At 42.3% G+C, this 26550-nt stretch carries 24 protein-coding genes and 1 pseudogene; 4 read left to right on the forward strand and 21 right to left on the reverse strand.

Going from position 1 to position 26550, the window contains the following annotated elements; all coding sequences use genetic code 11:
- Positions 1–30: 30 nt before the first annotated feature.
- The 7 genes from trxA to ABVF55_RS09615 all read right to left on the reverse strand — a co-directional run bounded on the left by trxA (position 31) and on the right by ABVF55_RS09615 (position 7624).
- On the reverse strand, positions 31–345 hold the full coding sequence (trxA, locus tag ABVF55_RS09585; RefSeq protein ID WP_003013593.1) for a thioredoxin: 315 nt from the start codon (positions 343–345) through the stop codon (positions 31–33).
- Positions 346–357: 12 nt separating this feature from the next.
- Positions 358–582: a DUF4649 family protein gene (locus tag ABVF55_RS09590; protein ID WP_118095908.1), complete on the reverse strand. Its 225-nt coding sequence runs from the start codon at positions 580–582 to the stop codon at positions 358–360.
- A 300-nt stretch (positions 583–882) separates the two neighbouring features.
- Positions 883–1152 (reverse strand): 30S ribosomal protein S15, encoded by a 270-nt coding sequence (gene rpsO, locus ABVF55_RS09595; protein ID WP_003004251.1) that lies wholly within the window; start codon positions 1150–1152, stop codon positions 883–885.
- A gap of 262 nt (positions 1153–1414) precedes the next feature.
- Positions 1415–4102, reverse strand: coding sequence for a Cna B-type domain-containing protein (locus ABVF55_RS09600; RefSeq protein ID WP_445285283.1), 2688 nt, complete (start codon positions 4100–4102; stop codon positions 1415–1417).
- 370 nt (positions 4103–4472) lie between these two features.
- Positions 4473–5201: a pseudouridine synthase gene (locus tag ABVF55_RS09605; protein ID WP_134974603.1), complete on the reverse strand. Its 729-nt coding sequence runs from the start codon at positions 5199–5201 to the stop codon at positions 4473–4475.
- Complete coding sequence (locus ABVF55_RS09610; RefSeq protein WP_021154395.1) at positions 5192–6355, reverse strand: MFS transporter; 1164 nt, start codon at positions 6353–6355, stop codon at positions 5192–5194. Before ABVF55_RS09610 ends, ABVF55_RS09605 begins: the two co-directional genes overlap by 10 nt.
- Before the next feature lie 105 nt (positions 6356–6460).
- Positions 6461–7624, reverse strand: a complete 1164-nt coding sequence (locus ABVF55_RS09615; protein WP_118095911.1) for an MFS transporter — start codon at positions 7622–7624, stop codon at positions 6461–6463.
- Between the two features lie 146 nt (positions 7625–7770).
- Between ABVF55_RS09615 and ABVF55_RS09620 the strand changes: the two genes are divergently transcribed.
- Complete coding sequence (locus ABVF55_RS09620) at positions 7771–8457, forward strand: cyclic nucleotide-binding domain-containing protein (protein WP_118095912.1); 687 nt, start codon at positions 7771–7773, stop codon at positions 8455–8457.
- Positions 8458–8517: 60 nt separating this feature from the next.
- Positions 8518–9132, forward strand: coding sequence for a peptide deformylase (gene def / locus ABVF55_RS09625; RefSeq protein ID WP_003004253.1), 615 nt, complete (start codon positions 8518–8520; stop codon positions 9130–9132).
- 64 nt (positions 9133–9196) lie between these two features.
- Here the strand turns inward: def and ABVF55_RS09630 are convergent, their stop codons facing one another.
- From ABVF55_RS09630 to ABVF55_RS09665, 8 genes are all read right to left on the reverse strand, one after another.
- On the reverse strand, positions 9197–10204 hold the full coding sequence (locus ABVF55_RS09630) for a hypothetical protein (protein ID WP_118095913.1): 1008 nt from the start codon (positions 10202–10204) through the stop codon (positions 9197–9199).
- Between the two features lie 83 nt (positions 10205–10287).
- Positions 10288–10956, reverse strand: coding sequence for a DUF443 family protein (locus ABVF55_RS09635; protein WP_118095914.1), 669 nt, complete (start codon positions 10954–10956; stop codon positions 10288–10290).
- Between the two features lie 32 nt (positions 10957–10988).
- The gene (locus ABVF55_RS09640) at positions 10989–11657 is read right to left on the reverse strand and encodes a DUF443 family protein (protein WP_118095915.1); all 669 of its coding nucleotides are present in this window, start codon (positions 11655–11657) and stop codon (positions 10989–10991) included.
- A 467-nt stretch (positions 11658–12124) separates the two neighbouring features.
- Entirely contained in the window at positions 12125–13366 is a 1242-nt protein-coding gene (locus tag ABVF55_RS09645) for an aminopeptidase (protein ID WP_445285284.1), read from the reverse strand.
- A gap of 255 nt (positions 13367–13621) precedes the next feature.
- Positions 13622–16474 carry an AAA family ATPase gene (locus ABVF55_RS09650; RefSeq protein ID WP_118095916.1) on the reverse strand — a complete coding sequence of 951 codons (2853 nt, stop codon included), beginning with the start codon at positions 16472–16474 and terminating at the stop codon, positions 13622–13624.
- Positions 16475–16624: 150 nt separating this feature from the next.
- Positions 16625–16774: a hypothetical protein gene (locus ABVF55_RS09655; RefSeq protein ID WP_118095917.1), complete on the reverse strand. Its 150-nt coding sequence runs from the start codon at positions 16772–16774 to the stop codon at positions 16625–16627.
- 17 nt (positions 16775–16791) lie between these two features.
- Complete coding sequence (locus ABVF55_RS09660) at positions 16792–21186, reverse strand: PolC-type DNA polymerase III (RefSeq protein WP_118095918.1); 4395 nt, start codon at positions 21184–21186, stop codon at positions 16792–16794.
- A gap of 195 nt (positions 21187–21381) precedes the next feature.
- Entirely contained in the window at positions 21382–21915 is a 534-nt protein-coding gene (locus ABVF55_RS09665; RefSeq protein WP_118095919.1) for a hypothetical protein, read from the reverse strand.
- A 137-nt stretch (positions 21916–22052) separates the two neighbouring features.
- Here ABVF55_RS09665 and ABVF55_RS09670 point away from each other — a divergent pair.
- Positions 22053–22148: pseudogene (locus ABVF55_RS09670) on the forward strand (Fic family protein); the annotation flags it as partial.
- 30 nt (positions 22149–22178) lie between these two features.
- On the forward strand, positions 22179–22526 hold the full coding sequence (locus tag ABVF55_RS09675) for a hypothetical protein (protein WP_238676506.1): 348 nt from the start codon (positions 22179–22181) through the stop codon (positions 22524–22526).
- 353 nt (positions 22527–22879) lie between these two features.
- On the opposite strand, the gene ABVF55_RS09680 is transcribed toward ABVF55_RS09675, so the two are convergent.
- Genes ABVF55_RS09680 through ABVF55_RS09705 form a run of 6 tightly spaced genes read right to left on the reverse strand, consistent with a single transcriptional unit; the run spans position 22880 to position 26547 of the window.
- The gene (locus ABVF55_RS09680; protein WP_118095920.1) at positions 22880–23380 is read right to left on the reverse strand and encodes a DUF3592 domain-containing protein; all 501 of its coding nucleotides are present in this window, start codon (positions 23378–23380) and stop codon (positions 22880–22882) included.
- Positions 23381–23403: 23 nt separating this feature from the next.
- Positions 23404–23811 carry a DUF5082 family protein gene (locus tag ABVF55_RS09685; protein WP_118095921.1) on the reverse strand — a complete coding sequence of 136 codons (408 nt, stop codon included), beginning with the start codon at positions 23809–23811 and terminating at the stop codon, positions 23404–23406.
- Between the two features lie 46 nt (positions 23812–23857).
- A complete protein-coding gene (locus ABVF55_RS09690) occupies positions 23858–24280 on the reverse strand; it encodes a hypothetical protein (protein WP_118095922.1) in 423 nt (140 codons plus the stop codon).
- Positions 24281–24293: 13 nt separating this feature from the next.
- Positions 24294–24818 (reverse strand): hypothetical protein, encoded by a 525-nt coding sequence (locus ABVF55_RS09695; RefSeq protein WP_118095923.1) that lies wholly within the window; start codon positions 24816–24818, stop codon positions 24294–24296.
- A gap of 30 nt (positions 24819–24848) precedes the next feature.
- Positions 24849–26228: a T7SS effector LXG polymorphic toxin gene (locus ABVF55_RS09700; RefSeq protein WP_118095924.1), complete on the reverse strand. Its 1380-nt coding sequence runs from the start codon at positions 26226–26228 to the stop codon at positions 24849–24851.
- Positions 26229–26250: 22 nt separating this feature from the next.
- Complete coding sequence (locus tag ABVF55_RS09705; RefSeq protein WP_118095925.1) at positions 26251–26547, reverse strand: DUF5344 family protein; 297 nt, start codon at positions 26545–26547, stop codon at positions 26251–26253.
- Positions 26548–26550: the final 3 nt, after the last annotated feature.

The following is a 26550-nucleotide window of genomic DNA, read 5'->3' on the forward strand; positions in this document are numbered from 1 at the left end:
AGGTTCATTCCTCTTTAGCTTTTTTGCTTTTTAACTCAACTCTGCCACAATGGCCTTAATTTGTGCTGCGGTATGCACTCCTGCTACTTGTTTAACAACCTGCCCATCTTTTTTAAAGAGCAAGGTTGGAATGGACATAATTCCGAAAGCACGCGCTGTTTCTGGATTTTCGTCCACATCCATTTTTAGGATTTTTAACTCATCTTCCGAAAGCTCTTCCGATAATTTTTCTAAAATAGGCGCTTGCATACGACATGGACCACACCAGGTTGCCCAAAAGTCTACCAAGACCAAGCCTTCTTTTGTTTCTGCTTCAAATGTTGCGTCTGTAATTGCTTTTGCCATTTTCTTTCTCCTTTAATTTTGATAGGGTGTCAAATCTTGCTTCATCAAATAGAAGAAGACATCCCCGTATACACCTTGATAGTCCAATTCATGTCCATTATAGGTCAATTTTGTCACAGGAAAATAATCCGCAACCCCGATTAGGCAGACCTGTTGGGAACGTTCAAATTCTTCATAAGAATCAAAATGCATGACTCTTTCTTGTTTTGCACTGTCTAGATATGTAATATCAATCATATTGAGAACCTCTATTTCTTAAGATGCATCAATTGTAACTCTAGACATTACATCTGTCAAACAAAACGACTTCCTCAGAATAATGGATCTCGTTTGATAAGGAAAAGACAAGAAAACAGCCCTCTGAATTCAGAGAGCTGTTTTGAGCTCGGGCTAAAATCAGGTGAAAACAAAAAATCTCCCCGAAGGGAGATAGTTCTGGTCTATTTTACCTTACGATGCTAGGAACCGTAGCTGAAGATTATACTTGAGTATATCGAGGCAAGGTGACAACGCAGCGTAAGTGGAAAATAGAGCAGATTAACGACGAAGTCCAAGAGAGTTGATCAACTCACGGTAACGGTTAACGTCGTTTGTACGAAGGTAAGCCAACAAGTTACGACGGCGACCGATTTTCTTCATCAAACCACGGTAAGTAGCGTGGTCTTTTTTGTGTTGTTTGATGTGTTCGTTCAAGTGATTGATTTCCCAAGTAAGGACAGCAACTTGTACTTCTACTGAACCAGTGTCACCTTCGTGACGTGCGTATTGTGCAATGATTTCATTTTTTTTCTCTTTTGAGATTGCCATGATAAGCTCCTTTTCTTTATGCTCTATCCGAGTGGCAGGTTTGGCATATCCTGCTACCAAGAAAGAGTTAGTTGTCTATTCGACCTTCTTATTCTACCAAGATTTCATCTTTCTGTCAAACACTTATGTTTCCTTTGAGAGGAGCTTTTCTCTTTTCTAAAAAGAACCTTGGGAATTTGAACGGTTTGATGGATCATTCTTCAAGCAAATTATTCAAAAAGACAAATATCTCTAGGATATTTGTCTTTTATCGGTATGAAGCTTATTTCTCTTTCCGTTTACCACGCAAGAGCAAAGCCAAAGCAAAAATTGCTAAAAGTGCACCGAGTATGGTCAACCCGTAAGCAACAACTTCACCAGTTGATGGAAGAATTTTTTTCTTTCCTTCTTTTGGTGTAGTTGGAGTTTCTGGTTTTTCCGGTGTGCTTGGCGGCGTTGTTGGTGGTGTTGTCGGTGGAGTTGTAGGAGGTGTTGTTGGCGGTGTCGTTGGTGGGGTTGTAGGCGGAGTCGTTGGCGGTGTGCTTGGTGGTGTGGTAGGAGGTGTTGTTGGTGGCGTATGACGGTTGGTTACCGTGAAACCATCAATGTTGCTTGTATAACCTGCTACTGGATCCTCTGTAATCGTGTAGGCAATCTTCTTGCCTTCCTTGTATACAGGTAGATCCGTAAAGCTTGCCTGCCAATTATCAGTAGCTGTGATTTCTTTTACAGCCACTTCTTGACCATCTGCAAGGAGACGAACTGTGATTTTTTCAGGACGAAGACCCTCTTTATTGTCTGCATCATCCCAGATCTTCTTGACCGCTACTTCTGTTACTTCTGGTGTGCGGCTATTGGTAATCACTACATTTCCCTTGTTACTGTCATCGACCGTACTAGTATAGCCTTTGACTGTTCCAACTTCTTTCACTTGGTACTGAATCTCTTTGCCTTTCGCTTTTAGAGGCAAATTACTAAAGGTATGAGTCCAGTTATTTTTAGCAGAAAGTTCCACTTCTTTTCCTTGAGCTTTGCCGTCTGCATAGAGCTGTACCTTAATGGCGCTTGGACGTTTGCCATCTTGGTCATTGTTGTCTTCCCAACGTTTTGTAACAGTGACGCTGGTTTTACCAGGCTTGTAGCTATTGGTAATGCTTGTTCCATCAATCGCAGCAGAGTAATTGGCTACTGTGTCTTCTGTGACTGTGTAGACAATTTGTTTGCCGTGATTGTATTTTGGAAGATTGGTAAAGACTGTCTTCCAATCAGTTGCTTCACTGAGCTCTTGGCTAGCTACTTCTGTACCATCTGCAAGGAGACGAACAGTGACCTTGTCAGGACGAACGCCATCTTGGTTATCATTGTCTTTCCAAACTTTCGTTACTGGAATCTCAACAACTTCTGGTGTCCGACTGTTGGTAATATTGGTTCCTTCAATAGTCGCTTCATAGCCTTCAACAGGTTCTTCTGAAACAGTGTAGGCAATGACATTACCAGCATCATCGACCACATCAAGATTATCAAAATGATAGGCCCAAGTTCCTGCTGCATCTGGTTTCACTTCTTTAGAAGCAACTTTGACTCCATTTGCTAGGAGATTGACTGTGATTTTTGATGGACGCTTGCCATCTTGGTTGTCATTATCATTCCATGTCTTTTGACCAGCAACGCTTGTTTTTTCTTTTTGGTTCACAACATCACGAGTAATCGCAAGATCATTTCCAAAATCATCCTTGCTGATCTTGATAGGTTCTTCTGAGAGAACATAGCCTGTTGGAGCTTGAATTTCTTGAACCGTATAAGCTTGTTTGATCAAGCCCGTAATGGTACCAACACCATTCTCATCTGTCGTGATGGTTCCCACTTGCTCACCAGTATCATCTGCTGTCACAGCAAAGACAGCACCTGCAAGCGCTTGACCATTTTCACCTTTTTTGTGAATGGTGAAGGAATATTTCTCACCATTGAATTTTCCATCAAGGAACTGATACAGAACATCTGCAACCTTATTTTGCTCCTTGATTTCTGTAGCTGTCATGCTAGCATTGTTTTTAAAGGATGTATTGATGGCTGGGACCTTGTCCAGATAGACATCATAGCGAATCGTCATCCCTTGTTCAGGAGCTAGATCTCCAATATGAACCGTCAGAGATTGACCATCAGCGCTGACAACAGGGGAATAATTCTTGGTGACGTTTGTGGTATCTTTTAAATGATAAGCCCCATCTTCGTCACTGACCTGCCAAGTCCCTGTATGGATATTGACAGAATCTGCCTTGATCTTCCCATCTGTAAAGGCCAATTGGTCTTTAATGTCAATATTATGAAGGGCTGTATGGCCTTGATTGATATTCAAGGTATAGGTCAATTTTAATTTATCATCTGAGTTGGTCCACCCCCACTTGCTAAAGACTTCTGGAGTAGGAGGATTCTCACCTGGATTGACCCCTTTGTAATCGATATTCCCACCTGAAATCACTTTCTTATCGATCGTAAGAGTAAAATCAAGTGTCTTTTGTCCTTTGACGACTTGGTGGTCTACACGCGCAAAGAAACGCAGTTTCCCTGTCACATTGGCCATTCTTTCAGGATAGTCCGTATAGGTTACGGTGATGACTTTTCTTTGATCATCTACTGTTGCTGTCGCAACTTTTTGACCGCTTGGATCCAGCAGGTCAATGGTGTCCGTTTCAAAGACCTTAAAGTCATCTCCAAGTTGGATAACGGTCTGATCTCCCTTTTTTACACGACCATTTGGCAACACAAAGTTTGCTTCAACTTGAAAACTCTCCCAAACACCGAGTGGATCTGTAATCGCTCCACCAGTTGATTTCGAGATGTTTACAGATGTCACAACATCATTGATCGTATCTGCATGGACTTTAGCTGGACTATTGGGTTTGGCAAATCCTAAAGCCGCTAGTAAAAATAGGGCAACTGTTGTCACAACAGAATAGAGCCACTTTTTCATAAACGATTTTTCTCCTTTTTCTACGTTTACTAGATAAGGTATGTGAGTCGAAAAATTATCACTACATATTGTGATTTTATACACAACCCATCTTTTTTCATTATAATCGATTTACTTTGAGAAGACAAGCTATTATATATGCTTTTTTGTATTTTAAGTACATTTTTTTGATACAAAAAAATAGAGAGTGGGACAGAAATCGGTCATTCGTTAGAATTCGATTTCGTCGTCCCACCTCCGCACAGTTGAGTAGGGCTATAAAAGCTGATGAAATCAGCGTAGTAGAGGCCACTCAACCACTGCGTCTTGCTCGACAATCCAAAGACAATTGAGAGGCTAGGACTTTTGTCCCAGCCTCTTGGTTTTTTGCTTATAAGGGAACTCCGAATACCTCTAGGGACTTGAGTTCAGAAGGATGGAGTCTCCGCCATTCTCCCAATTGAAGAGTGGAATCTAGCGTTAGAGGACCCATCGAGATCCGCTCTAAATCCACCACTTCCTTGCCACAGGCAGCGACCATGCGCTTGACCTGATGGAATTTTCCTTCAGCAATTTCAATTTCGACATAGGAACTGGCGCTGGCCTCATCCACCTCTAAGATCTGCAATCTCGCAGGCAAAGTCGTGAAATCTTTGAGGGCAATGCCTGCTTCAAAACGGGCCACATCTGCCTCATCCATGATCCCAGCCACCTGGGCACGGTAGACCTTCGACACATGCTTCTTCGGCGACAGCATGGCATGGGCGAGCTTACCATTATTGGTCAAAAGGAGCAAGCCATGGGTATCGATATCTAGGCGCCCGACAGGAAAGACTTCCTTGTGACGGGCTGTCTCATCCAATAGATCCAAGACAGTTTGGTGATGATCATCCTCAGTCGCTGAGATGACTCCAGCTGGTTTATGAAGCAGATAGTACACAAAGGTTTCATGGACCAGATTTTCCCCCATAAAGGTCACCTGATCCTTGTCTGGATCAATCTGTAGCTTCCCTGCTGTCTCTTTTTTTCCATTCACTGCGATTTTATTTTGCTTGAGAAGCTGCTTGACCTCGGTCCTACTCCCCACGCCACAATCCACTAAAAATTTATCTAGCCGCATGATGTCTTCCCGCTCTTTCGCACAATCCAAAGGCTAAAAAAGGAAATCAGGATCATGAGGATACCAGAAAATCCAAAAATAAAGGCAGGAGTTGAGGAGACAGTTCCTAAGAGGCTGAGAACAAAGGTCGTTGCGATCGAACCTGCACTACACCCCAACACCGCAATGGATGTTGCCTGACTTAATACTCCAGCTGGCATCTGATCAGATAAGACATTATAAACAGTTGTAAGAGCTACACTGTAGGCGAAGCCTGCAAGGATGGTCACAATGGCGAGCATCCAGAGATTGGTAGAAACCCCGATCAACATTTGGGTCAAGCCATAGGCCACTCCCGAAACTACCAACAAGCGATCGCGGAAGAGCTGGGTTAATGGGGAGAAGGCTAATCCTGCAAGGATTCCGACAAATTGCATAGCTGCTAAAATAAGCCCTGCAGTTTGGGCAGTGCCATGACCAACTTGCTCCACTACACTTGGAATCCGGATGGTTATCATGACATTAGACAAGACGATTGACGCCGCGACGACTGCTAGGCCAAGCGCTGTCCGCCATTGACTAGCTGTCATTTGATCATTCCGATGTTTCTCCTCTGCATCCACTGTTTTCGAACCATAAGGGACAAATAAGAGATACAAGAGCAAGATAGGAATACTGATTCCATAGACGAGAAAGGCAGCCTGCCAGCCAAAGCGGATCAAAAGGCTAACCCCAAAGGTCAGAACTGCTGTCCCGACAACTTCTGCAGAGCCACGAATGCCAAGTGTTTGGACACGTTCTTTTCCTTTATAGCGCTCACTGATAATGGCAATGGCAGAAACATTGAGTAAGCCAACCGCCATCCCGAAAATAATCCGAGACAAAAAGACAACCGGATAAGCTGGACTGATTAAGGGAATAAAGCCACATAGAGCGTAAGCGACTAGGCCTATCACAATCATCTGACGCTCTGAAAATAGTCGCCCAATCCATTTATTGAAAATGAGTGAAACCATGATCCCTGCAGAAGGAAGCGAGACCAAGAGCTCAATCATGCTGTGAGGAATTTCCTTGTAATAGGCAAACATGGCCGACTGCGCACTCGAAATCGAAAACGAAGTCGTCAATATAAATGAAAGCGCAAGAATACTCACTTTCTCCATGATTCTTTTCATTATTTTTTCCTTTAAACTATTCTTTTTTTCACACTCCTCCTATAATAACACGAGCTAGTGACAGGATGCAATAGATTGAATTAAAAAAACGAAATGATTTTTCAATCATTTCGTTCGTGCTAGTAATTGTGAGGCGAAGACTCCTGTTAGGAGCATCAAAGCACCAATCCAGACAAAGAGCAGATGATTGGAAGGAGCTAGTGGCGTCACCAACTGGATGAAGAAAGAAGAGACGGCTGATCCAAGATTGCAGCCAATCAAGACAAGCGAGGTCGCAAGATTCAGAAGATTAGTCGGAATTTTTTCAGATAAGTGATAGAAGATACTGGTTACTCCTGTACTGTAGGTAAATCCTGCCAAGAGGGTTCCTAGAACCAGGCTCCACAGCTGTCCAGACAAGCCAATCAAGGCTAACGCTAGACCGAAACCAAAGCACATGATCATGAGCAAGTTCTTTTTGAAAACATGTGTCAAACTAGCAAAGCCCACTCCCGCTACAATCCCTGTCAATTGCATCAGACTTAGGACTGTTCCAGCTGTTGTCGCTGTTCCCATACGAGCGTCAACAATGATATCCGGCACGCGCAGGCTAATGATGGAATTGAAACAAATGATGATACCAGCAATCACGGCTAGCATCAGACTAAAACGCCATTGAGGGGAGCGAAGGCGTGCGGAACCTTTCTTTTTCTCCTTCAAGCTAGCCTGTTTTTTCCCCTTAGGATAGGGGACAAAAAGGATATAGAGGAGTAAAATCAAGTAACCACCTCCATATACAGCAAAGATCGCTGGCCAGCCTAGGGGTAAGAGTTGTCCCACCATAAAAGTCAAGATGGCAGAACCCACCACTTCAGCAGACCCCCGATAGCCCAGCATCCGAGTCTTGTCATTGCCTGAGTAGCGTTCACTGATAATCGAAATAGCCTTGGCATTGATCATTCCTGTCCCCAAACCAAAGAGAAAACGACTCAGAAAGATGAGAGGATAGTCCTGCACGACCAAAGGCACAAGGCCGCTAGTTGAAAAGAGCAAGAGCCCTGCGACAATCATCTGGCGCTCACTCATCCACCGCTCGATCAGGCTATTTAAAAAGAGCATGACCACAACCGCAAAGGCCGGCAGGGAAACCAAGAGTTCCACCTGTCCTGCTGAATATCCGAATTGGCTGAAATAGGACTTCATAGCTGGCAAACCGGCTGTAATTGAAAAAGATGAGATCAGCATGAGCGACAAGCTCAAGAGACTGATTCTTTCCATTGTTTTTTTCATTTTTTTATTTCCTACACTTTACTGGTAACATTTGACTTTACTAGTTTTTTTTAGAAAAGATTCAAACTAGTATTTTCAATAGAATCCTAGTATAATCAATTTAGAAAGAGAAAAATAGGACATTTGTCCTATTTTAGGAGATTAAGATGAAAAAAATTTCCCCATCTACGAAACTCATGGAGATCATCACTGACTACCAATTGGATCAGATCTTTCCAGGTGACTGTCTTAGTCAGCTGGATCTCGTTCTCTATCAGGCTGGAGAGTATATCTGCCGCCAGGGTTCTGACCAAGATGTCATTCCTTATTTTCTCAAAGGCCGGCTCAAGATCGTCCATAGTCTTGAAAACGGCAGCGACACCATCCTTGAAATCCAAGAAAAACCTGGACTGTTAGGAGAAATTGAGCTCCTGCTCGATCGGGTCTGTATCACATCGGTCATTGCAGACCAAGACTCACTAGTCGTCCAGCTCCCAGCCCAGCACTTTAAGAAGCGCCTCCTGCTTGATCCAACCTTTTTACGCTCTACGGCCAAGACCTTGGCTGAGAAATTGCACCAGATCAACTATTTGGCTCCTGCCAACTTTCATTATTCGGTCAAGGAACGCCTCGCTACGCATTTTCTGGAACATTGCGATGAAAATGGGACCCTCAAACCCAAGATGAATCAGCTGGCCCTGCATTTTGGGATCAGCTACCGCCACCTTAGCCGCGTCATCAAGCAGATGATCGAAGAGGGCTTAGTCCAAAGAGAAGGGCGAGTCTATACGATTTTAGATCCCAAAATGATGAGTGATTTGTCCATCAAACATGCGGAAACCATCGACAGATAACTTTAATTTTAGGCTCTTTTGTGTTATCATGGAGGGTAGAAAGAAAGTGAGAGTAAAACGATGAAAGCAATTGAAAAAGTTACAAGAGCGTCCCATTTGATTGATATGGATGACATTATCCGCGAAGGAAATCCAACACTTCGAGCTGTTGCAGAAGATGTGACCTTCCCTTTGTCTGATCAGGAAATTATCCTGGGTGAAAAAATGATGCAATTCTTGCACCATTCTCAAGACCCTGTTATGGCTGAAAAACTTGGCCTCCGTGGAGGAGTGGGACTCGCAGCACCACAGTTGGATATCTCTAAACGAATCATCGCTGTTTTGGTTCCCAATCCAGAAGATGCCGATGGCAACCCACCAAAAGAAGCCTATAGCCTTCAAGAAGTCATGTACAATCCAAAGGTTGTCGCCCATTCTGTTCAAGATGCAGCTCTTGGCGACGGGGAAGGCTGTCTCTCTGTAGACCGCAACGTCCCAGGCTATGTGGTTCGTCATGCCCGCGTGACGGTTGAGTATTTCACAAAAGATGGGGAAAAGAAACGCATCAAACTCAAAGGCTACAACTCCATTGTCGTTCAACATGAAATCGACCACACCAACGGCATCATGTTCTATGACCGCATCAACCCAAACAACCCATTTGAAATCAAAGAAGGCCTTTTGATATTAGAATAAGATACAAAGGGCGTAACCGACAAAAATACCTAACTGAGAAAGCTCTCGGTCAGGTATTTTTTTGTTATTTTTTGTCTTGCCTTTTATTCGAAAACTTGCGCATGATGGTACGCGCTATGCTAATGAAGAAGTCCAAGACGATTCCTAGGGTAATCATTCTGACAAACCACACCAACCAGATTGGTCGTCTTACCTTTGCATCAGCATATCCTAAATGATCAAGTGCTACAATTATCAATAGATAGCTCACTATTTCTAACGGAATACGAAGTTTAGCTTTTTTCAGACTGAAGCCTTTCAACCAATTCCATAGTAAATCCCACAGCGTCGGATTATCCTCAGGTTCATCCTCCCAGTATTCCTTGCTTTTTGTTTTCAAATACAAGAGGTAGCCCACTTCTGTCAGCAACTGAGTAAAGGCGTAACTGAACAGTATGCTTACGGATACTCCTAGCACCACTCCAAAATAGCCAGTAAGGGCCGCTCCTATCATGGAGCAGACGAAGATGATCATTAGGGCATTGCTACTGTAACTACTTGATTTTGCGAAATAATTTCCCAGGGTTCTAGTTGGTGAAAAGCCAATCTTTAACTGCTTCTTAAGCCAAAAATAATGATAAATAAAGCCCAATAAGGTACAAATCACAAGAAAAGGAATGACGATGAAGCCATATTTCGGGAAACCTACCTCAAATTCTTTATTTGCCAGAGCAGAAACAATGATGAGCAAGCCCATGACTTGGAGCGATAAAAACATCCCTATATAGGTCAATAATAGCAGAGTCGTTGACAATACTTGCCTTCTATATGCAAACTTACCAATTAATGGGATAAAAAATACGATTATAAGATAAAGGCAATACGAGACGAGGATATCAAAGAACCAATTGCTGAACGGATTAACTCCCACAATTTTATCGTAGTAACTATAAAAACTAAGTATTTCTATTAACAATACAAATACACCCGCAAAGGAAATAAGCATCATCGATGCTGAAGCACGTGTATTGGCTAAACTTTTAAAGTAGACTTTGTTCGCCTGCTCAATATCGACTTTCTTTTCGTTTTTCATGACATACTCCTTTCTAAAAAATTCTTTTAAGATCCAAAAGCAGATGGATGTTGCTCTTGCTTCTGAATTTCACTTGACTGGATCTACTTGACTTTAGCTTTGAAAGAGATAATTGGGGAATAAAAAATTAAATTCCCAGAGATAAAAAACAGAAATGATGAGATTAATAGACCAAAATGTATTATAAAATTGGGCTCAAAGTTTATTAAAATTGCATAACATACTGCAATGAACATGACTATAAGAAAAGTTACATATATTAAAGGTAATAGTATGTTTTTTATATATTCAGGAAAGCAATACACTTTTCGAGGTGTTTTATCTGCCACAATTTCCTGCATCCCTTCCCCTCTACCCATCCAAATCCGAAGTCCCACTACAAAAATTAAAATCAACATCATCAAGGATAGATTAAGCAAGTGAGAGGTAAAATTGAGGTATTTTTCTATTGGAAATGCCCTTGCTAATAGCATGGAGGTTACACCTATACCAAGCGAGGTCTTCCAAATTTTGTTATTCACTAAACTCTGATGATGCTTATCCCTCTCAAACACTTTTGGAGCTAGGACTTCTACTTCATCCTCTGTCAGCTGATAGGCTTTATGAGGAATCAAATAAACAAACCATGGCAGAAAATAGGTGATGATAATCGGCCGATCGACTTCCATCAAATACCACTCTCCGTCAACTTTTAATAAATGATAGCGAAAGTTCATTTTCGGCAACCGTTCGATTTTTGCTGGTTTAAACATAGATCATCCTTTCTTGACATTTACACTTTTTCCTATTTTTTAATTTTTGCCTTATAATCCTCGCCTGAAGCATATAATAATAAATTACCATGTGATAAAAAAACCAATGAAAAAGCAAATAAGGCCACATGAAGAATTAGATTGGGTTTACTGGTACTCAGAACAAAGCAAAATGATACAGCTGAAAGAAATAAAGCCAATGTTACTAATAGAAGATTTTTTAGTAGTAACCTAAATCTTACTGGGCGACAATACATTTTTTTAGCTTTCTTGAAAGGCTTTATGACAGACTCTTTTTTCCCAATACTGATCCAAATGCGAATTCCAAAAGCAATGATTAGAACAAGGATCATTAGCACTAGATTCAGTAGATGGGAAGTAAAATATAAATAATCCTCTATCGGGAAAGCTCTACCTAGTAAAACTGCTAAGGAACCAGCACCAAGTGTTGAAATCCCTGCTTTAGTCTGAATTGAAAGTATGTTCTTATCTCTTTTAAGAACTTTCGGAGCTATTGTTTCTACTTCATCCTCTGTTAGCTGATAACCTTTATGAGGGATAAAATAAACAAACCACGGAAGAAAATAGATGATGATAATTGGCCGATCGACGTCCATTAAATACCATTCATTCTCTACTTTTAACAAACGATATCGAAAATTCATTTTCGGCAAACGATCGATTTTTGCTGGTTTAAACATAGATTGATCTTACTTTCTATACTATTTTATTCTTAGACAGTCATAATTATCTTATTTATTCATAAAAGAACATACCTTCCATCATACCTGATTTTACTTTGATGATCAAGTTTTGACTAAAAAAGTATCCAACTCTTAACAGTTGGATACTTTTTACTCTATTATTTTTTGGCGCAGTGGTTGATAGCTCAAAACACTGTTTTGAGGTGGCAGATAGGGATTGCGAAGCAAGGACCTTCCTCATCAACTGGGAAGGGGTACTAAAAAGGTCCTGCGGACCTTTTTTGCCCGAGCCTTAAAATCGAAAAGCGAGGTAGAAATCGAGACTGCGTCTACCGATTTCTGTCTCTTGGCGCAGTGGTTGATTGGAACTACTCCTACCTGCGGTACTCGTACTTCCTAATCAACTGTGCGGGGGCAAAACTACGAAATCAAACTCTTCGAGTTACTGATTTCTGTTTTGCTCCCTATATTGCCCAATCTCCGTTGCGGAAGACTGGGACGCGGGTGCCGTCTTCTCGGATGCCGTCGATATCCATTTGGCTTGAACCGATCATGAAGTCGACGTGGACGTCTGAGCGGTTGAGGCCGGCTGCTTCGAGTTCTTCTTCTGTGAATTCTGCGCCCCCTTCTACGCTGGTGGCATAGGCTGCCCCGATGGCCAAGTGGTTAGAGGCATTTTCATCAAAGAGGGTGTTAAAGAAGGTAATGCCTGATTGGGAAATTGGGCTTGGGTCTGGTACGAGGGCGCATTCACCCAAGGCACGCGCTCCCTTGTTTTTGAAGACCAAATCTTTCATGACTTGATCACCCTTTTCTGCTGTAATATCCACAATTTCTCCATTTTCAAAGGTCACTTTGATGCCTTCGATGATGTTCCCATTGTAGCTAAGCGGTTTTGTGGAAGTGACATAACCTTCAGCACGACGGAAGTCAGGAGCTGTGAAGACCTCTTCTGTCGGCATGTTTGGCAAGAAGTTTTCGCCTTGGGCATTGATGGCTCCAGCAGATTCCCAGACGTGGTTTTTCGGCAAGCCAAGAGTCAAATCAGTGCCTGGTGCTGTGTAATGAAGGGCTGAGAATTGTTCTTTATTAAGTGTATCTGCCTTGCTCTTGAGAATAGCTGCATGCTTTTCCCAAGCCTTAACTGGATCTTCTTCGTACACCCGGCAGGTCTTGAAGATTTGATCCCACAGGAGATCCACTGCTTCTTCGTCGCTCGCCGCATTTGGGAACACTTTTTTCGCCCATTCTAGTCCTGCTGCTGCAGCCACTGTCCAGCTGACCTTGTTGGATTGAGTGGCGATGCGCATTGGTTTCATGGCCATGCCCAAAGCCTTGGCAGAGGCAGACAATTTCTCTGCATCGACACCATTTAAGGCACCTGGATCAGAAGAACGGACACCAAGACGACTCGCTTTGTGTTCCAAGAGGTAGTTCATCTCTGCAATCTTATAGTCAGGTACATTGTCCAAGCGATCCATCGGTGTATGGAGGAATTTTTCCCGGGTAGTGAAGTCATCTGCCCATTGGACAATGACTTCGTGCGCACCCAAGGCATAGGCTTCCTTCACAATCAAGTGAGCCAATTCTCTTTGTTCCACATCAATGTTCAAGACCAAGGTATGACCAGGTTGCACGTTGATGCCGTTCGCCACCAACAATTTTGCGTATTTTTCTAAGTTTTCTTTAAAATTTGGTAAAACCATTTTTTTCTCCTTCATAAGTGAATGATCTCCTCCTAGTATACCATAAGTCCATGCAAAAAGAGAGTGGGACAGAAATCGATAATTCGTTAGAATTCGATTTCGTCGTCCCACCTCCGCACAGTTGAGTAGGGCTGTAAAAGCTGATGAAATCAGCGTAGTAGAGCCCACTCAACCACTGCGTCTTGCTCGACAATCCAAAAATAATTGAGAGGCTAGGACTTTTATCCCAGCCTCCTTTTTCTTGCCCCTTCTAGCTTAAGGAAGAACATAGCCTTGATCATCCACGGTATGGGGTTGTTCAGAACTGTTATTCTCTCTCAAGGCTTCCAAATCTTGATCCAAAATGGAATTGTAGTCTGTACTACCTTCACGGGTTACCCGAGTTGATACTTGGCGCAAGAGTTTTTCATTGAGATTGCGAACCCAGCGACCATTACTATGGTCATTGGCACGCATATAATTCCCTTTCACAATCTCTCCATAAAGAGCTTCATTGACTTGGTAGCCTTGCTTACGCAGTCCCAACAGACCGATCTCAACGATCTCATCTGGGCTGTAGTCTTCAAAATCAAATGTAGTCGGGATCCGGCTTTGCAGACCTGAATTGACCTGCAAGAAGTCGTGCATCTCTTTCGTGTAACCAGCAAAGATAATAACGATATCGCGGCGGTGGTCCTCCATAAATTTGAGGACTTCGTCCAAGGCTTCCTTCCCAAAATCATCATTTAAACCGGTATAGAGCGTGTAGGCCTCATCGATAAAGAGGACTCCACCCAGTGCACTCTCCAAAACTTCACGCGTCTTCAAGGCTGTTTGACCTTGGTAGCCTCCAACCAGATTGCTCCGCGAAACTTCGATGAATTTCTTCTGCTTGATAACCCCTTTTTGGAAGAGGATATTGCCCAAAATGCGGGCCACGGTGGTCTTTCCTGTACCAGGATTTCCGAGAAAGAGAGAGTGCAAGGTCGTATCTTCAACGATGCCACCTTGTTCAGCCCGTTTTTGATTGAACTCAGCCATGGCTACGAATTGTTCGACTTGCTCTTTCACCTTAGCAATTCCAACCAAACGGTTGAGGGCAGCCATTCCATCTTCTTCCTTGTCGGCTCCTGCTTGATACTTGCCTTGGTTAAGAACAGCATCGATATCGCTATTGAGGATGGTCTCAATATCGTCAGAACCTTGAGCCACCACCCGATCTGCCATGGTCTTGGTCAATTGCTCATCCAGGTTACGGATCCAGCGACCATTGCTCTTATCTAGCGAGCCATCATAAGCCCGCTTAACATGCCGCGCATAGTAATCCCGGTCTTCGAGTTTGTAGTCTCCTTTGCTTAGGATCATTTCACCTAGTTGGACAATCTCATCTCCTGTGAAATCTTCAAAGATGAAATTATTTGGCACCCGAGAACGAAGGCCTGGATTGGTCTTTAAGAACTCCTCCATTTCCTTGGTATAGCCGGCAAAGATAATCATGATGTCGTCACGATTGTCCTCCATAAATTTGAGGATGGTATTGATCGCTTCGATCCCAAAGTCCGCACCGCTGTCCTTTTTATCCAAGCTATAGGCTTCATCAATAAAGAGGATACCCCCACGCGCTTTTTCAAGCAGGGCTTGGGTCTGTTCAGCCGTTCCTCCAATATTCGAAGAAATCAGATCGGACTCCGTTGCTTCCACGAAACGGAATTCTTCCCCTGAGAGGACACCCGCATCAAAGAGAACCTGTCCCAACAGACGGGCCACAGTGGTTTTCCCTGTACCAGGATTTCCCATAAAGGCCGCATGCAAGGTTTGCTTTTCAGGAGCCTTACCACTGGCGATTCGTTTCTTGTTAAATTCCACCATGTTGATCATTTTCTTGATCTCATGTTTGACTTTTTCAAGACCAATCAGGCTATTGAGTTCTTGAAGAGCATCTTGTTTCTTCTCTGGTCCAGAGTCTCTTGCGGTGGTTGTAGCCACCGTTGCATCCGTCGTCTGTCCCGTAGGAACGACTTGCGCATTGCCCTTGGCCACTTCTCTGCCAACAAGATAGTCACAGTCATCCTCGATTTCCTTGGTCAGATCACGCGCATCGCCCTGCCTATAGGTCACGGTGCCCACCTTCACAAAGGCTCCACCTTGAAGCCGTATATTAGGAGCCGCAATCTTATGACAAATCATATGCTCAGCCATCAGCACACCATCATCAAAAACTCCAAATGAAATGGTTTGAGTATTCTCATTCAAGAAGGTTGTTTCTCCAGTCAGGGAAGCAAAGGATTCTTCATAGACGCATAAAAATTCTGTAAATGTAGCCTGGTGAGCTCGGATCATACTATTAAATGAATTGATGGAGGTTATACGATCCGAATCCGAATTGAATTGAACATTATTGTCAAGACAGACTCCAGTTCCAGTAGGCAGCTCAATTTTACAGTTTTCAGACTCCCAGATGACATTTCTCAACCAAACTGGTGGAAAATCCTTTTCCAGATCCCCGCCTGTAATCGTTGAATTTTTTGCGATCACTTCTGAGTCCTTGGCATGGATCGTATTATTCCCAAATATTTCAATATGGACATTTTCTAAGGTCAATTTAGATCCTTCTGACAGATCAATCTTAGAAAAAATCGTTGAATTGCGAATAGACAATTCCGAAGCGGACATACCGATGGCACTTTGGTGTTTTTCCGGAACCTTCATCCCGACTCCTTCCAGTGTCAACTTCGAATGCGTATCCATATAGATAAAAAATTCATTATTTGTTGGAGTGGTTGCTTCAAAATAGACCTGTTTACAGATGATATCTGAGCTATTCCATAAGAGCAAGGTAGTGTAATTCCCACCAACTTTAAACCACAGATCTTCAAATGTCACCTGAGCTCCCTCTACAAATCGGAAGGAAGCCTCAATCGTGTTGTTAAACATGCGCCCATTGCCATTTGGATTTGGGACCACATGCCCCACAAAATGAAGGTTCTTGTCGATCTCGATCACTTTATTTGTCGGCCATTGAAAGACATACCCATTTTCAAACTCGATGGTATCACCATCCTGCGCTTTTTCAAGCGCATCCATAAAGTTCCAACTATTATTGTAAGGCCCTACTAAATATCTTGCCACGCGCTTTTCCTCTGTTTCATTTTTTCTGTTTCCTTGTTACAAACACTTGTCACTAAAAATTGTAACACAATCTAGTGCCAAAGAAAACACTTATCAGATCTGAAAGGACTGAAAAACCTCTATTTTCAAAAGGAAAATAGAGGCTATCAGTTAATCTTTCAAGGCTGAAAATAAGCCGGCTAGAGCAATCGCTCCTGAGATCATGGCGGTGGAAAGGAGCAGCACATGGTCTGCCACTTCTAGCTTGTACTCAAAGACTTTTTCAGCTGGTTTGTCTTCTGCAAAAATTTCTAACTTCATGTTCTCCTCCTTTGTTTCTAGAACAAATCATCAAAGAGGCTCAACTGGTTATCCTCTGGCATATTGCCAAGAATGCCCATCTCATCCATCTTTTCAACCAGGGTAGACGAAACACCGCCACGCTTCCGGAGCTCGGTCTTTGAGAGGAATTCTCCTTCTTCACGCGCCCGCACGATTTGCTTGGCAACGTTCTCTCCCAGACCATCCATAGCGACAAATGGCGGAATCAGGGTATCCCCATCGATCAAGAATTCTGTCGCCTGACTGCGATAGAGGTCTAGCTTGCCAAACTTGAAGCCCCGCTCCCACATCTCATTGACAATCTCAAGGGTAGTGTAGAGATCAATCTCCACATTGGAAGCTTCGTTGTTCTTACGTTTCTCAGCGATTTCCTTCATCCGAGCTTTCACGGCCTCAAGGCCTGCTCCCATGGTCTTGATGTCAAAGGCCTTAGCCCGAATCGAGAAGTAAGCACAGTAGTAATAAAGTGGATGATGCACCTTAAAGTAGGCCACACGAAGGGCCATCATAACATAGGCCGCCGCATGGGCTTTAGGGAACATGTACTTGATCTTCCCACAGGACTCGATGTACCATTCAGGGACATTGTTTTCCTTCATGGCTTGGATGTAGCCATTGCGCTCTTCTTCTGAGATCTTGAGCCACATGCCTTTCCGCACGCGCTCCATGATGGTAAAGGCCATCTTAGGCTTGAGCCCCGCGTGCATGAGATACACCATGATGTCGTCCCGACACCCGATAACGGTCGATAGATCGGCAATGCCCGCCTTGATCAAATCTTGGGCATTTCCCAACCACACGTCGGTACCGTGAGACAGACCAGAGAGCTGCAAGAGCTCCGCGAAGGTCGTCGGATGGGTTTCTTCGACCATGCCCCGAACAAAGTTGGTCCCAAACTCTGGAATCCCCAACATTCCTGTCGGCGTTCCGATCTGCTCAGCTGTCACCCCTAGCACTTCCGTCCCAGAAAAGAGAGCCATGACCCCTGGATCATCCATAGGGATATCATTTGGATCAATACCTGACAAGTCTTGGAGCTTGCGAATCATGGTCGGATCATCATGTCCCAGGACATCGAGCTTGAGGACGTTCTCATCGATATCGTGGAAGTTAAAGTGAGTGGTCTGCCATTCAGCTGTCACATCGTCTGCCGGATACTGGACCGGAGTAAAGTCATAGACATCCATATAGTTTGGAATAACAACGATTCCCCCCGGGTGCTGACCGGTCGTCCGTTTGACCCCAGCTGCACCAAGAGCCAAGCGCTCGACCTCGGCATCCCGGTAGTACTTGCCATAGTCCCGCTCATAACCCTTGACAAAACCGTAGGCAGTCTTAGCTGCGACCGTACCTACCGTTCCTGCCCGGAAGGCATATTCTTCCCCAAAGATATCGCGGACATCCAAGTGGGCACTCGGCTGGTCTTCCCCGGAGAAGTTCAAATCGATATCGGGTACCTTGTCCCCATCGAAACCGAGGAAGGTTTCAAAAGGAATATCCTGCCCATTTTTGCTGAGCTTGTGGCCACAGTTTGGACAATCCTTGTCCGGCATATCAAAACCAGATCCATAAGAACCATCTGTGATGAATTCACTGTACTGGCACTGACTGCAGACATAGTGAGGCGAAAGCGGATTGACCTCGGTAATCCCAATCATGGTCGCCACAAAGCTGGACCCAACGGATCCACGCGACCCAACCAGGTAGCCCCGCTCATTGGAACGATGCACCAGCATTTGCGATGCCAGATAAATCACGGCAAAGCCATTCCCCAAGATAGAGGTTAATTCCTTTTCAATCCGCAGATCGACAATATCAGGAAGTGGATTACCATAGATCTCAAAGGCCCGCTTATAGGTCAATTCCGCAACCGTTTCTTCGGCCTTGTCGATAAATGGCGTATAGAGGTCCCCCTTGACCACTTCGACCGGCTCAAAGGTCTCTGCGAGTGCATTGGTGTTTTCAATAACAATCTTGCGCGCCAAGTCTTCTCCCAAAAAGGCAAATTCGTCCAGCATTTCATTGGTGGTTCTAAAATGCGCTTTTGGCAGTGGCGCTGGCTGGGCATCTTCTCCGTGTCCGATGGTCCGGTTGATCATGGCTCCTTGACCAAGACTACGGACAATGATCTCCCGATAGATCTCATCTTCCGGCTCCAGATAGTGGACATTACCTGTCGCGAGAACAGGCTTGCCGAGGCGATCTCCTACTTCAATCAAGCTCTTGATAATGGTCTGGAGCTCCTCCATGTCCTTGACCTGCTCCTTGGCAATGAGAGGTGCGTAGATAGCCGGTGGCATAACCTCGATAAAGTCGTAGTACTTGGCCACTTCGACCGCCGCATCCACCCCTTGCGACATGACCGCATCAAAGACTTCCCCTTCTGAGCAGGCTGATCCGAGGATCAAGCCCTCGCGGTGGGCGTCCAGCACGGTCTTGGGAATCCGTGGGACTCCTTCGAAATACTTGGTCCCAGAAAGAGAGACCAGTTTAAACATATTCTTAAGGCCAGTCTGATTCTTGACATAGAGAGTCGCATGCTTGACCCGCGCCTTCTTATAAGAATTCTCATCGATCAAATCAATATTCAAGTCCTTAAGATTGGTCACTCCGTGCTTTTCAGCGACATCTTTGATGAAGATAAAGAGCAGGCGCCCCGTCGCTTCCGCATCGTAGTTGGCCATGTGATGGTGCTCCAAGCCTACCCCAAAGCGCTTGGTCAATGGCCCCAAGCCATGCCGTTTAAAATCTGGATAGAGGTTGCGGGCAAATTCCAGGGTATCGATGACTGGCTGGGTGATCTTCGGAAGGCCATGACGCTCATAGTTGGCATTCATGAAGCCCACGTCAAAGGTAGCATTGTGGGCAACGAGAACCGTTCCCTCACAGAAGGCCTGAAATTCCTTCAAGACCTGCACCAAGGGCTTAGCCCCCCGGACATGCTCATTAGTGATCCCTGTCAATTGGGTCGTAAAGGCGGACAGAGGATGGCCCGGATCGATAAACTCGTCAAACTCCTCAATGACATTGCCCTTGTACATCTTAGAAGCAGCGACCTGGATCAAGTCATTGTAAATGGCTGAAAGTCCCGTCGTTTCCACGTCAAAGACCACATAAGTCGCTTCATTGAGGTCCAGATCCACCTCGTTATAGGTGATGGGCACCTTGTCCTCTACAATATTGGCTTCCATCCCATAGATCAGCTGGATCCCAGCTTTCTTGGCTGCTTTAAAGCCATGCGGGAAGCTCTGCACATTCCCATGGTCGGTGATGGCCACCGCCTTATGCCCCCACTCAGCTGCCTTGGCAATCAGCTCTTCGACTTCCGGCAGGGCATCCATAGTCGACATATTGGTATGGGCGTGGAATTCCACCCGGCGCTCACCTTCTGGCATCAGGTCCTTGCGGGTATAATGCACGACTTCCTGGATGTCTTGGACATTCATAGTCAAGTCGCGCGTGAAATTGTTCATTTCGATATTTCCCCGCACCCGGAGCCAGCTGTTCTTCTTGATCATGTCAAACTTCTGGGCTTCTTCCTCATTTTTAACCCATTTCTGAAGGGAAAAACTCGAGGTATAGTCGGTCATCTTAAAGCTGATCAAGACCCGACCGGTCCGTGTCACCTTGTGCTCCACGTCAAAGACCACACCCTCAAAGACAATCCGGTTCTCTTCTGTTGTGATCTCGATCATCGGAGTGATCTCAGCCTTGTCTAGCTTAGGTTTAGCCGCCGCCTTCTTAGCCTTGAAGTCAAAGGCAGGCTTTTCTTCAACAGCTGGTGGCGGAGCCATTTGAGCCAAGGATTCCATAGCCCGCAAGGTCTCTTCATTGGCCGCTTGGAAGATCTTTTCATTTTCCTCCTCAAAGCGCGCCACTTCTTGCTCTGTCAACTCCTCATCAGACTCCACCCGACAGGTGAAATGCGGAAAACCAAAGGATTCCAACTGCTTGGCAAGGTTGGGCAAATGGTTCTTACGAAAATGCTCCGTATCAACCGAAGAAGGCCCAGAGATGATCAATTCCTGCCCTTCCGTACGCACCTGCAAGTCTTGGTAGAGCCCCTTAAAGCCTTGACTAGCACAAGGACCTTCCTCAAAAACTTCCCGGTAGTAGGCCTGCAATAAATCCGCAGAAAAATCCTGATTGGCCACTTGGATGGTAAAAGTCGCCTGGTTTCCTGTCTTTGAAAATTCATCCTTCAAGCGCTGGCGCAATTCCTTAAACAAAGCAATCGGCAAGACTTCCGCAAAAGCAAAGCGGAACTCCCAGACCCGACTAACCTTGTGCACCACGACTTCTTGAATCTCCGCATGCAAAAAGGCACTGGAAGATCGCATCTCCAGCGGCATATCCAGCTGATCCATTAAAATTTCAAAGGTGTTGGACATTGTTTCTCCCTTGATCTTGATTCTTTTGCTCGCTTTTGAGTGGCCTACTTCCTAAGTAAAAACAGACCATTTAAAAACATTCGTAACCCTTATTTTATCACAATTTAAGGATTAATTCGAGGGAGAAGTGAAGACAAAAAAATCACCGAACTAGCGGTGATTTCTCGATGATTGGTCAACAGCAGACAATCCTGATCACTCTCCACTTGTCGCCTCTGTTTCTGAGCTGGAGCTTGGTGTCCGAAGCAGATCCTTCATCTGCGACTGGACAGCTTCTCTTGAGCTTTGTTCTTGCTTTTGCTTTTGGATGTCCTCCATAGCAGGCTGCAACTTCTGCCGGATTTCCACTTTCTCCTCTTGCTCTTTTTGCGCTTGGAGGGTCGGACGATACATGGCAAAGAAAGCCCCGATGACCACGATCAACGCAATCAGGCTCACCCCATAGCGTTTTGGCTGTTCCTGAGAATCAACCTTGACGCCTTTGACCGACAAGTCCTTCCACTCCGGATGCTCTTTCTCACAGGCATCTTTCTTGGTCTTGGTTGGCATGACCAAGACTTGGTTCATCAAGGAAATCATCCCCATGACCACGAGCAAGTAGGGAATATAGCGCGATTGATTGAGAATCATAACGATCAATAGCACAAGACCGATCCCCGCAATCCCCACATTAAAAGCAAAACGCATCCAAAATTCTTTTTTCAGCTGTAAATAAGTCTCTTTAGACATCGGTCACTCCTCATTCATTATTTATACATCATTCCTTATTATCATACCGAAAATTAATTTGAAGAGCAAGTTCGTAACTAGATGGTCATACGGAAGTCCTATTTACACCGCTGGCACCTTTCGAAACGCCTGAAACTTTGGACAAGATCTGCCATGAATACAATCGCATACTAGGGAATTTTGAAGTGGAACCTCTGATTGCTATCCCTATTTTTATCCATGATTTCTTATTCATCCACCACTTTAACGATGGAAATGAGAGAATGAGTCGGTTATTAACGACCCTATTATTATATCGAAGTGGCTTCTATGTAGAGAAATATATCTCCTTAGAAGCATTAATCGCCCAAAACAAAGCAACATATTATGAATCTTTTAGAAAGGCAGGACACCATTGGCATGAAGAAAAAGAGGACGTACTACCTTTTATGAAATATCTGCTAGGAACCATCCTTGCAGCCTACAAAGCCTTCGAAGAGCGATTTACCAACATCGAAGAAAAACTTCCTGCCCTGGAACTCGTCCGAAAAGCAACCCAACAAAAACTAGGACGATTCACCAAGCAAGGCATCCTTGAACTCTGCTCATCCCTCAGCATCAGTTCTGTTTAAGGCTCACTAATAAAATTAGTAGCCAGAGGCGAAATCCAGCGAGAAGACATCGGAAGAGCCACAAAATATAAGAGATTAAAATGAAGTCTTAAAATTCATAGAAAAGCAACTGTCAGTGAGCAATTGTTTTTATTTGCAACATTAGGAGTGTTCATCAACTGAGCAAAAACATCAACATTTTCTACACTATAAGAAACTAAAAGACTAATCTACATATTGCATTGAAATTCAAAAAAGAGAGAACCAATTCGGTTCTCTCCAGGTTGTAACTTTTTATCAACCCACTACAGTTGACAAAGAGCCGAATAAATGTAGTTCACATATGACGTATCTTAAATGAAAATTAATTATAACTATTTGAAAATTAAAAGATATAATAATAAAGATGTGATTAACAAATATACCACTATTGTTACTTTTATAGCAATATTATAATATCCGTCCAATCCAGCGAATCTCTCAACAAAGCCAATTTCAGGATTTTTAGGATTATAATATACTATCATACTGGAACCGATTGGAAAAATGGTTTTTAAATCCAAATTTTGTCCCGTTCCATGAACGTATTTTATATCAAAAACATTTGATTGCTTAGATTCAGTTGATATGTCTATAAAATAAGAGTAATCATATTTTTTTTTATATTTAATTCCATTCACTGAATATTCAACAATCGGTAAAGATACAGGAACTTCATTTCTAGAATCATATGACACTACAATTCCCTCAACTTTCGAAGTTGATTGAATTTTTATATTTATATCACGACGATATAAGTAATAAAAAATCAAAAATAATATCAAAAATATCAGAGTTATTATTCCTATAATTATAAATAATATTTTTTTAGGCATAATTACCTCCTTATTCGCTCAATTTAATTGAACCATTTCTCAATTGTTCCAGCTAAATTATTAATCCATATTTCTATTTGTCCAAGCAAACCATCACATTCAAAAATCTTATTCTCATATTCATTCATTTTATCAATTAGACGATCCATATCTCTATCAATAGCTTTAATTGTGGTATTAAGTTCATTACTTATAACGCTACTTACAGGTTGATTAAATTGAGTCTTATATAGATTTCCCGTCCACTCATCACTATTTTCATTCTTTAATTTATTTAGAGATTTTTTTTCAGTTCTATAACGACCCTTAATTTTCTGTAAATGGTTATAAATTTCTTTTATTTCCCTAATCTTTGCTTGATAATCTGCTTTCTGATGGCATATCGCAGCTGCTTGAGATCTTAGCGACGCTAACTGGCTTTGTTTTGTCATAAATTACCCATCCTTTTAATAATCATATTCATTTTAGAGTTTTTCACTATTTATAAACTCTTAATTCAATGTCCATTTTCTGAGGATCTTCCATCCGATCAACTATTTTCTTTTGTTCGGAAGAAATCTCTAACATCATTAGCACTGCGTGATTACTTTCTAAATCACCTCTACTTTCATGATTATAAAAAATAGGTTGATTATCATACACGCTGAAGCCATCGTATTGCCAATTAAGATACAATCCGAAACTATTATTAATAGTTACAGAAGTTCGATTAATTAGTAAAAATACCGCATACTCTTTCCCATCAAAAGTATATGTTGCCCCTGTATAATTCAGACTAACTTTTCCTTCAACACCAATCAATGGATGCTTTGTAATAAGTCTATCAACATAATTTATTAACTCAGGAGAATAGCCATCTTCAATATTTGGTTTATTAAAATTAATAATATTTTTTTCCATTATCCTCTCCTTTTTAACCTTTTGAAACTAAAATTTCTAATTTCATTTTATTTGGATCTTTCATACTATCAATTATTTGTTTTTGTGCAGGTGTTATCTCTATCATCATTAATGCTGCACAATTCATATCTAAATCACCTCTTTTAGTGTGATTATATAATATTTCCTGGTTTTCAAAGAGTACCTGTCCATCATATGACCAGTTCAATTTGAAATTTATACTCTGGTCAATTACATGTTGACTTCGATTCAATAATACAAATACTGCATATTCTCGTTCATTAATTGTATAAGTAGCATCTGTGTAATTCATACTTAATTTTCCATCCTCACCAATTGATGGATTTTTTCTTATAATTTCACGAACATAATCAATTAACTCCTTTGAATATCCTTCATTTGTTGGAGGGACAATAAGTGATATGTCTTTTTTTTGACTACTAATATCTTGATTTTTTGTATTATTTTCATTCTTACTAGAAACACTACACGCAGTCAGAGTCAGTATCAAGCATACTATAATAATTAGTTTTTTCATTTTCTTTTCTTTCATTTTAAAATAGATTTATTACCACAATTTAATTTTAACACTTGGAACTGAAACATTCAAAGAGAAACCTAAACCAAGTGTAGCTCCTATTTCAAGCTTATTAGAATATATACTTATTCTATCATTAATATCCTTTACCTTTTCACTCGTGTACATTAATGTTGCATCAACACCACCTTTAGCACTGACTCCCCCACCAATACCAATTAAGTTTTCTGATTTTTCAGCACCATCTGCTTTATATTTGACCGCTAAGCCACCGATATTTGCACTATAATTAACTCCCCCAACAGATGCTTTACCAGAAAATCCAATTTGTGTTTTTTCCTCACTACTGTATCGTGCTATTGTACCACTTGCTTGAGGCCCATATGCAGTTGCATTAGCATTCAGTAAACCTACATTAGTATCTACCTTTGCTCTAGCAGTCGTTACATCAGCTGATAAAATTATTCCGTTCTTACCAAGTCTATTATCTGTAGAAGCTGCAAGAACATCTACTGTTCCTGAAACGTTAACGAGATCACCGGCTTTGGCATGAAGTTCTCCACCAGCAACTCTAGCTTTGCCTTGTGCATGCAATTCTCCGTCTTGCACACTCATTGTACCATTTGCAGAAAGGAAATCACCACCAGCATAAGCATAAAGATCATTAGCATAACCTATTGCATATTGTGTTTCAGCTACAGCCACATTACCTGCCTTATAGATAAAAGGATCTTCTATAAATTTTTTCTTAAAGACCGACTCTGTTCCCTGAATATACCATTCTTCTCCTGTTAAGCTACCAAATTTGGAGTCATCATACCTACCTGAAGGTAGAACATAATGGTCCATCACCTGAGACATTGAATTATTAAGCCCACCAAAGGTTTCTGTTAAAACACCTACTATCTGACACAACTCTTGATCTTTTTCGGCAAAATCTTTATTTACATTTTCTAGCATTTGTTTTATACTATCGAATGCTAAAGCAAGCTCGTCCGTCCTAGAATTTTCTACGGTAATAAATTCATCTGCCTTATTCTCCCATGTTTTTAAATCTGACACTAATTCTGCTGTATTGATTGCTATTTTATTGATTTCTGTTATTTCTTGATCTACTTTTTTGTCATAAATCTTACCAGTTTCCTCTGATTCGAAATCCAGAAAACCTGATTTTACTTGTTTAACGCTGTCATCCAATTTTTTAACAGCTTCAACTATTAGATAAGTCATATTTAAACTGTTTGATTTCATAAATGATTTTACAGCTTCCGCACCTTGTCCTTTGAAGCTATTTGTTTGCGTTAAAATCTGTAGAGCCTTATAAACTTGATATAATTGATTCTCCACTTCTGAATAAGTACTTGATATTTTTGATTCAATTAACGATACTTTAGAGTTACTTAGTTTCATACTTTAATTCCTTTATCCTATATCACTTCCAAAAATCCTGTTTAAACCGAGTCCAAGCATTTTGACCTGCATATTTTGCATCAACTTTCATCCATTCAGCAATGATAACCTCTAAATTTTGGATATCTTGTTCTAATAGTTTTTTATAGATATCAATAACTTTATTAAATTCAGTTTCAACTTCCTTTAGTTTATCAATCGTTTGCAATTCTAAACCAACAGTGTCTAATTCTAATTTAGTAGATATGGCATCTTTTGCTTTTTTCAAAGAGTTGATTTCTTTTTTTAATGTTTCTGGATTAATTAAAAATTGTACCATTAT

The sequence above is a fragment of the Streptococcus sp. KHUD_012 genome (assembly GCF_052588255.1).

What these genes read in the sequence shown, in the direction of transcription:
- ABVF55_RS09630 (WP_118095913.1), bottom strand. Translation starts at nt 10,204, where the DNA reads ATGAAAAACGAAAAGAAAGTCGATATTGAGCAGGCGAACAAAGTCTAC.
- ABVF55_RS09620 (WP_118095912.1), top strand. Translation starts at nt 7,771, where the DNA reads ATGAAAAAAATTTCCCCATCTACGAAACTCATGGAGATCATCACTGAC.
- ABVF55_RS09675 (WP_238676506.1), top strand. Translation starts at nt 22,179, where the DNA reads ATGAGTCGGTTATTAACGACCCTATTATTATATCGAAGTGGCTTCTAT.
- def (WP_003004253.1), top strand. Translation starts at nt 8,518, where the DNA reads ATGAAAGCAATTGAAAAAGTTACAAGAGCGTCCCATTTGATTGATATG.
- ABVF55_RS09695 (WP_118095923.1), bottom strand. Translation starts at nt 24,818, where the DNA reads ATGAAAAAACTAATTATTATAGTATGCTTGATACTGACTCTGACTGCG.
- ABVF55_RS09690 (WP_118095922.1), bottom strand. Translation starts at nt 24,280, where the DNA reads ATGGAAAAAAATATTATTAATTTTAATAAACCAAATATTGAAGATGGC.
- ABVF55_RS09605 (WP_134974603.1), bottom strand. Translation starts at nt 5,201, where the DNA reads ATGCGGCTAGATAAATTTTTAGTGGATTGTGGCGTGGGGAGTAGGACC.
- ABVF55_RS09705 (WP_118095925.1), bottom strand. Translation starts at nt 26,547, where the DNA reads ATGGTACAATTTTTAATTAATCCAGAAACATTAAAAAAAGAAATCAAC.
- ABVF55_RS09685 (WP_118095921.1), bottom strand. Translation starts at nt 23,811, where the DNA reads ATGACAAAACAAAGCCAGTTAGCGTCGCTAAGATCTCAAGCAGCTGCG.
- ABVF55_RS09700 (WP_118095924.1), bottom strand. Translation starts at nt 26,228, where the DNA reads ATGAAACTAAGTAACTCTAAAGTATCGTTAATTGAATCAAAAATATCA.
- ABVF55_RS09640 (WP_118095915.1), bottom strand. Translation starts at nt 11,657, where the DNA reads ATGTTTAAACCAGCAAAAATCGATCGTTTGCCGAAAATGAATTTTCGA.
- ABVF55_RS09610 (WP_021154395.1), bottom strand. Translation starts at nt 6,355, where the DNA reads ATGAAAAGAATCATGGAGAAAGTGAGTATTCTTGCGCTTTCATTTATA.
- ABVF55_RS09655 (WP_118095917.1), bottom strand. Translation starts at nt 16,774, where the DNA reads ATGAAGTTAGAAATTTTTGCAGAAGACAAACCAGCTGAAAAAGTCTTT.
- ABVF55_RS09590 (WP_118095908.1), bottom strand. Translation starts at nt 582, where the DNA reads ATGATTGATATTACATATCTAGACAGTGCAAAACAAGAAAGAGTCATG.
- trxA (WP_003013593.1), bottom strand. Translation starts at nt 345, where the DNA reads ATGGCAAAAGCAATTACAGACGCAACATTTGAAGCAGAAACAAAAGAA.
- rpsO (WP_003004251.1), bottom strand. Translation starts at nt 1,152, where the DNA reads ATGGCAATCTCAAAAGAGAAAAAAAATGAAATCATTGCACAATACGCA.
- ABVF55_RS09635 (WP_118095914.1), bottom strand. Translation starts at nt 10,956, where the DNA reads ATGTTTAAACCAGCAAAAATCGAACGGTTGCCGAAAATGAACTTTCGC.
- ABVF55_RS09680 (WP_118095920.1), bottom strand. Translation starts at nt 23,380, where the DNA reads ATGCCTAAAAAAATATTATTTATAATTATAGGAATAATAACTCTGATA.
- ABVF55_RS09645 (WP_445285284.1), bottom strand. Translation starts at nt 13,366, where the DNA reads ATGGTTTTACCAAATTTTAAAGAAAACTTAGAAAAATACGCAAAATTG.
- ABVF55_RS09660 (WP_118095918.1), bottom strand. Translation starts at nt 21,186, where the DNA reads ATGTCCAACACCTTTGAAATTTTAATGGATCAGCTGGATATGCCGCTG.
- ABVF55_RS09615 (WP_118095911.1), bottom strand. Translation starts at nt 7,624, where the DNA reads ATGAAAAAAACAATGGAAAGAATCAGTCTCTTGAGCTTGTCGCTCATG.
- ABVF55_RS09665 (WP_118095919.1), bottom strand. Translation starts at nt 21,915, where the DNA reads ATGTCTAAAGAGACTTATTTACAGCTGAAAAAAGAATTTTGGATGCGT.
- ABVF55_RS09600 (WP_445285283.1), bottom strand. Translation starts at nt 4,102, where the DNA reads ATGAAAAAGTGGCTCTATTCTGTTGTGACAACAGTTGCCCTATTTTTA.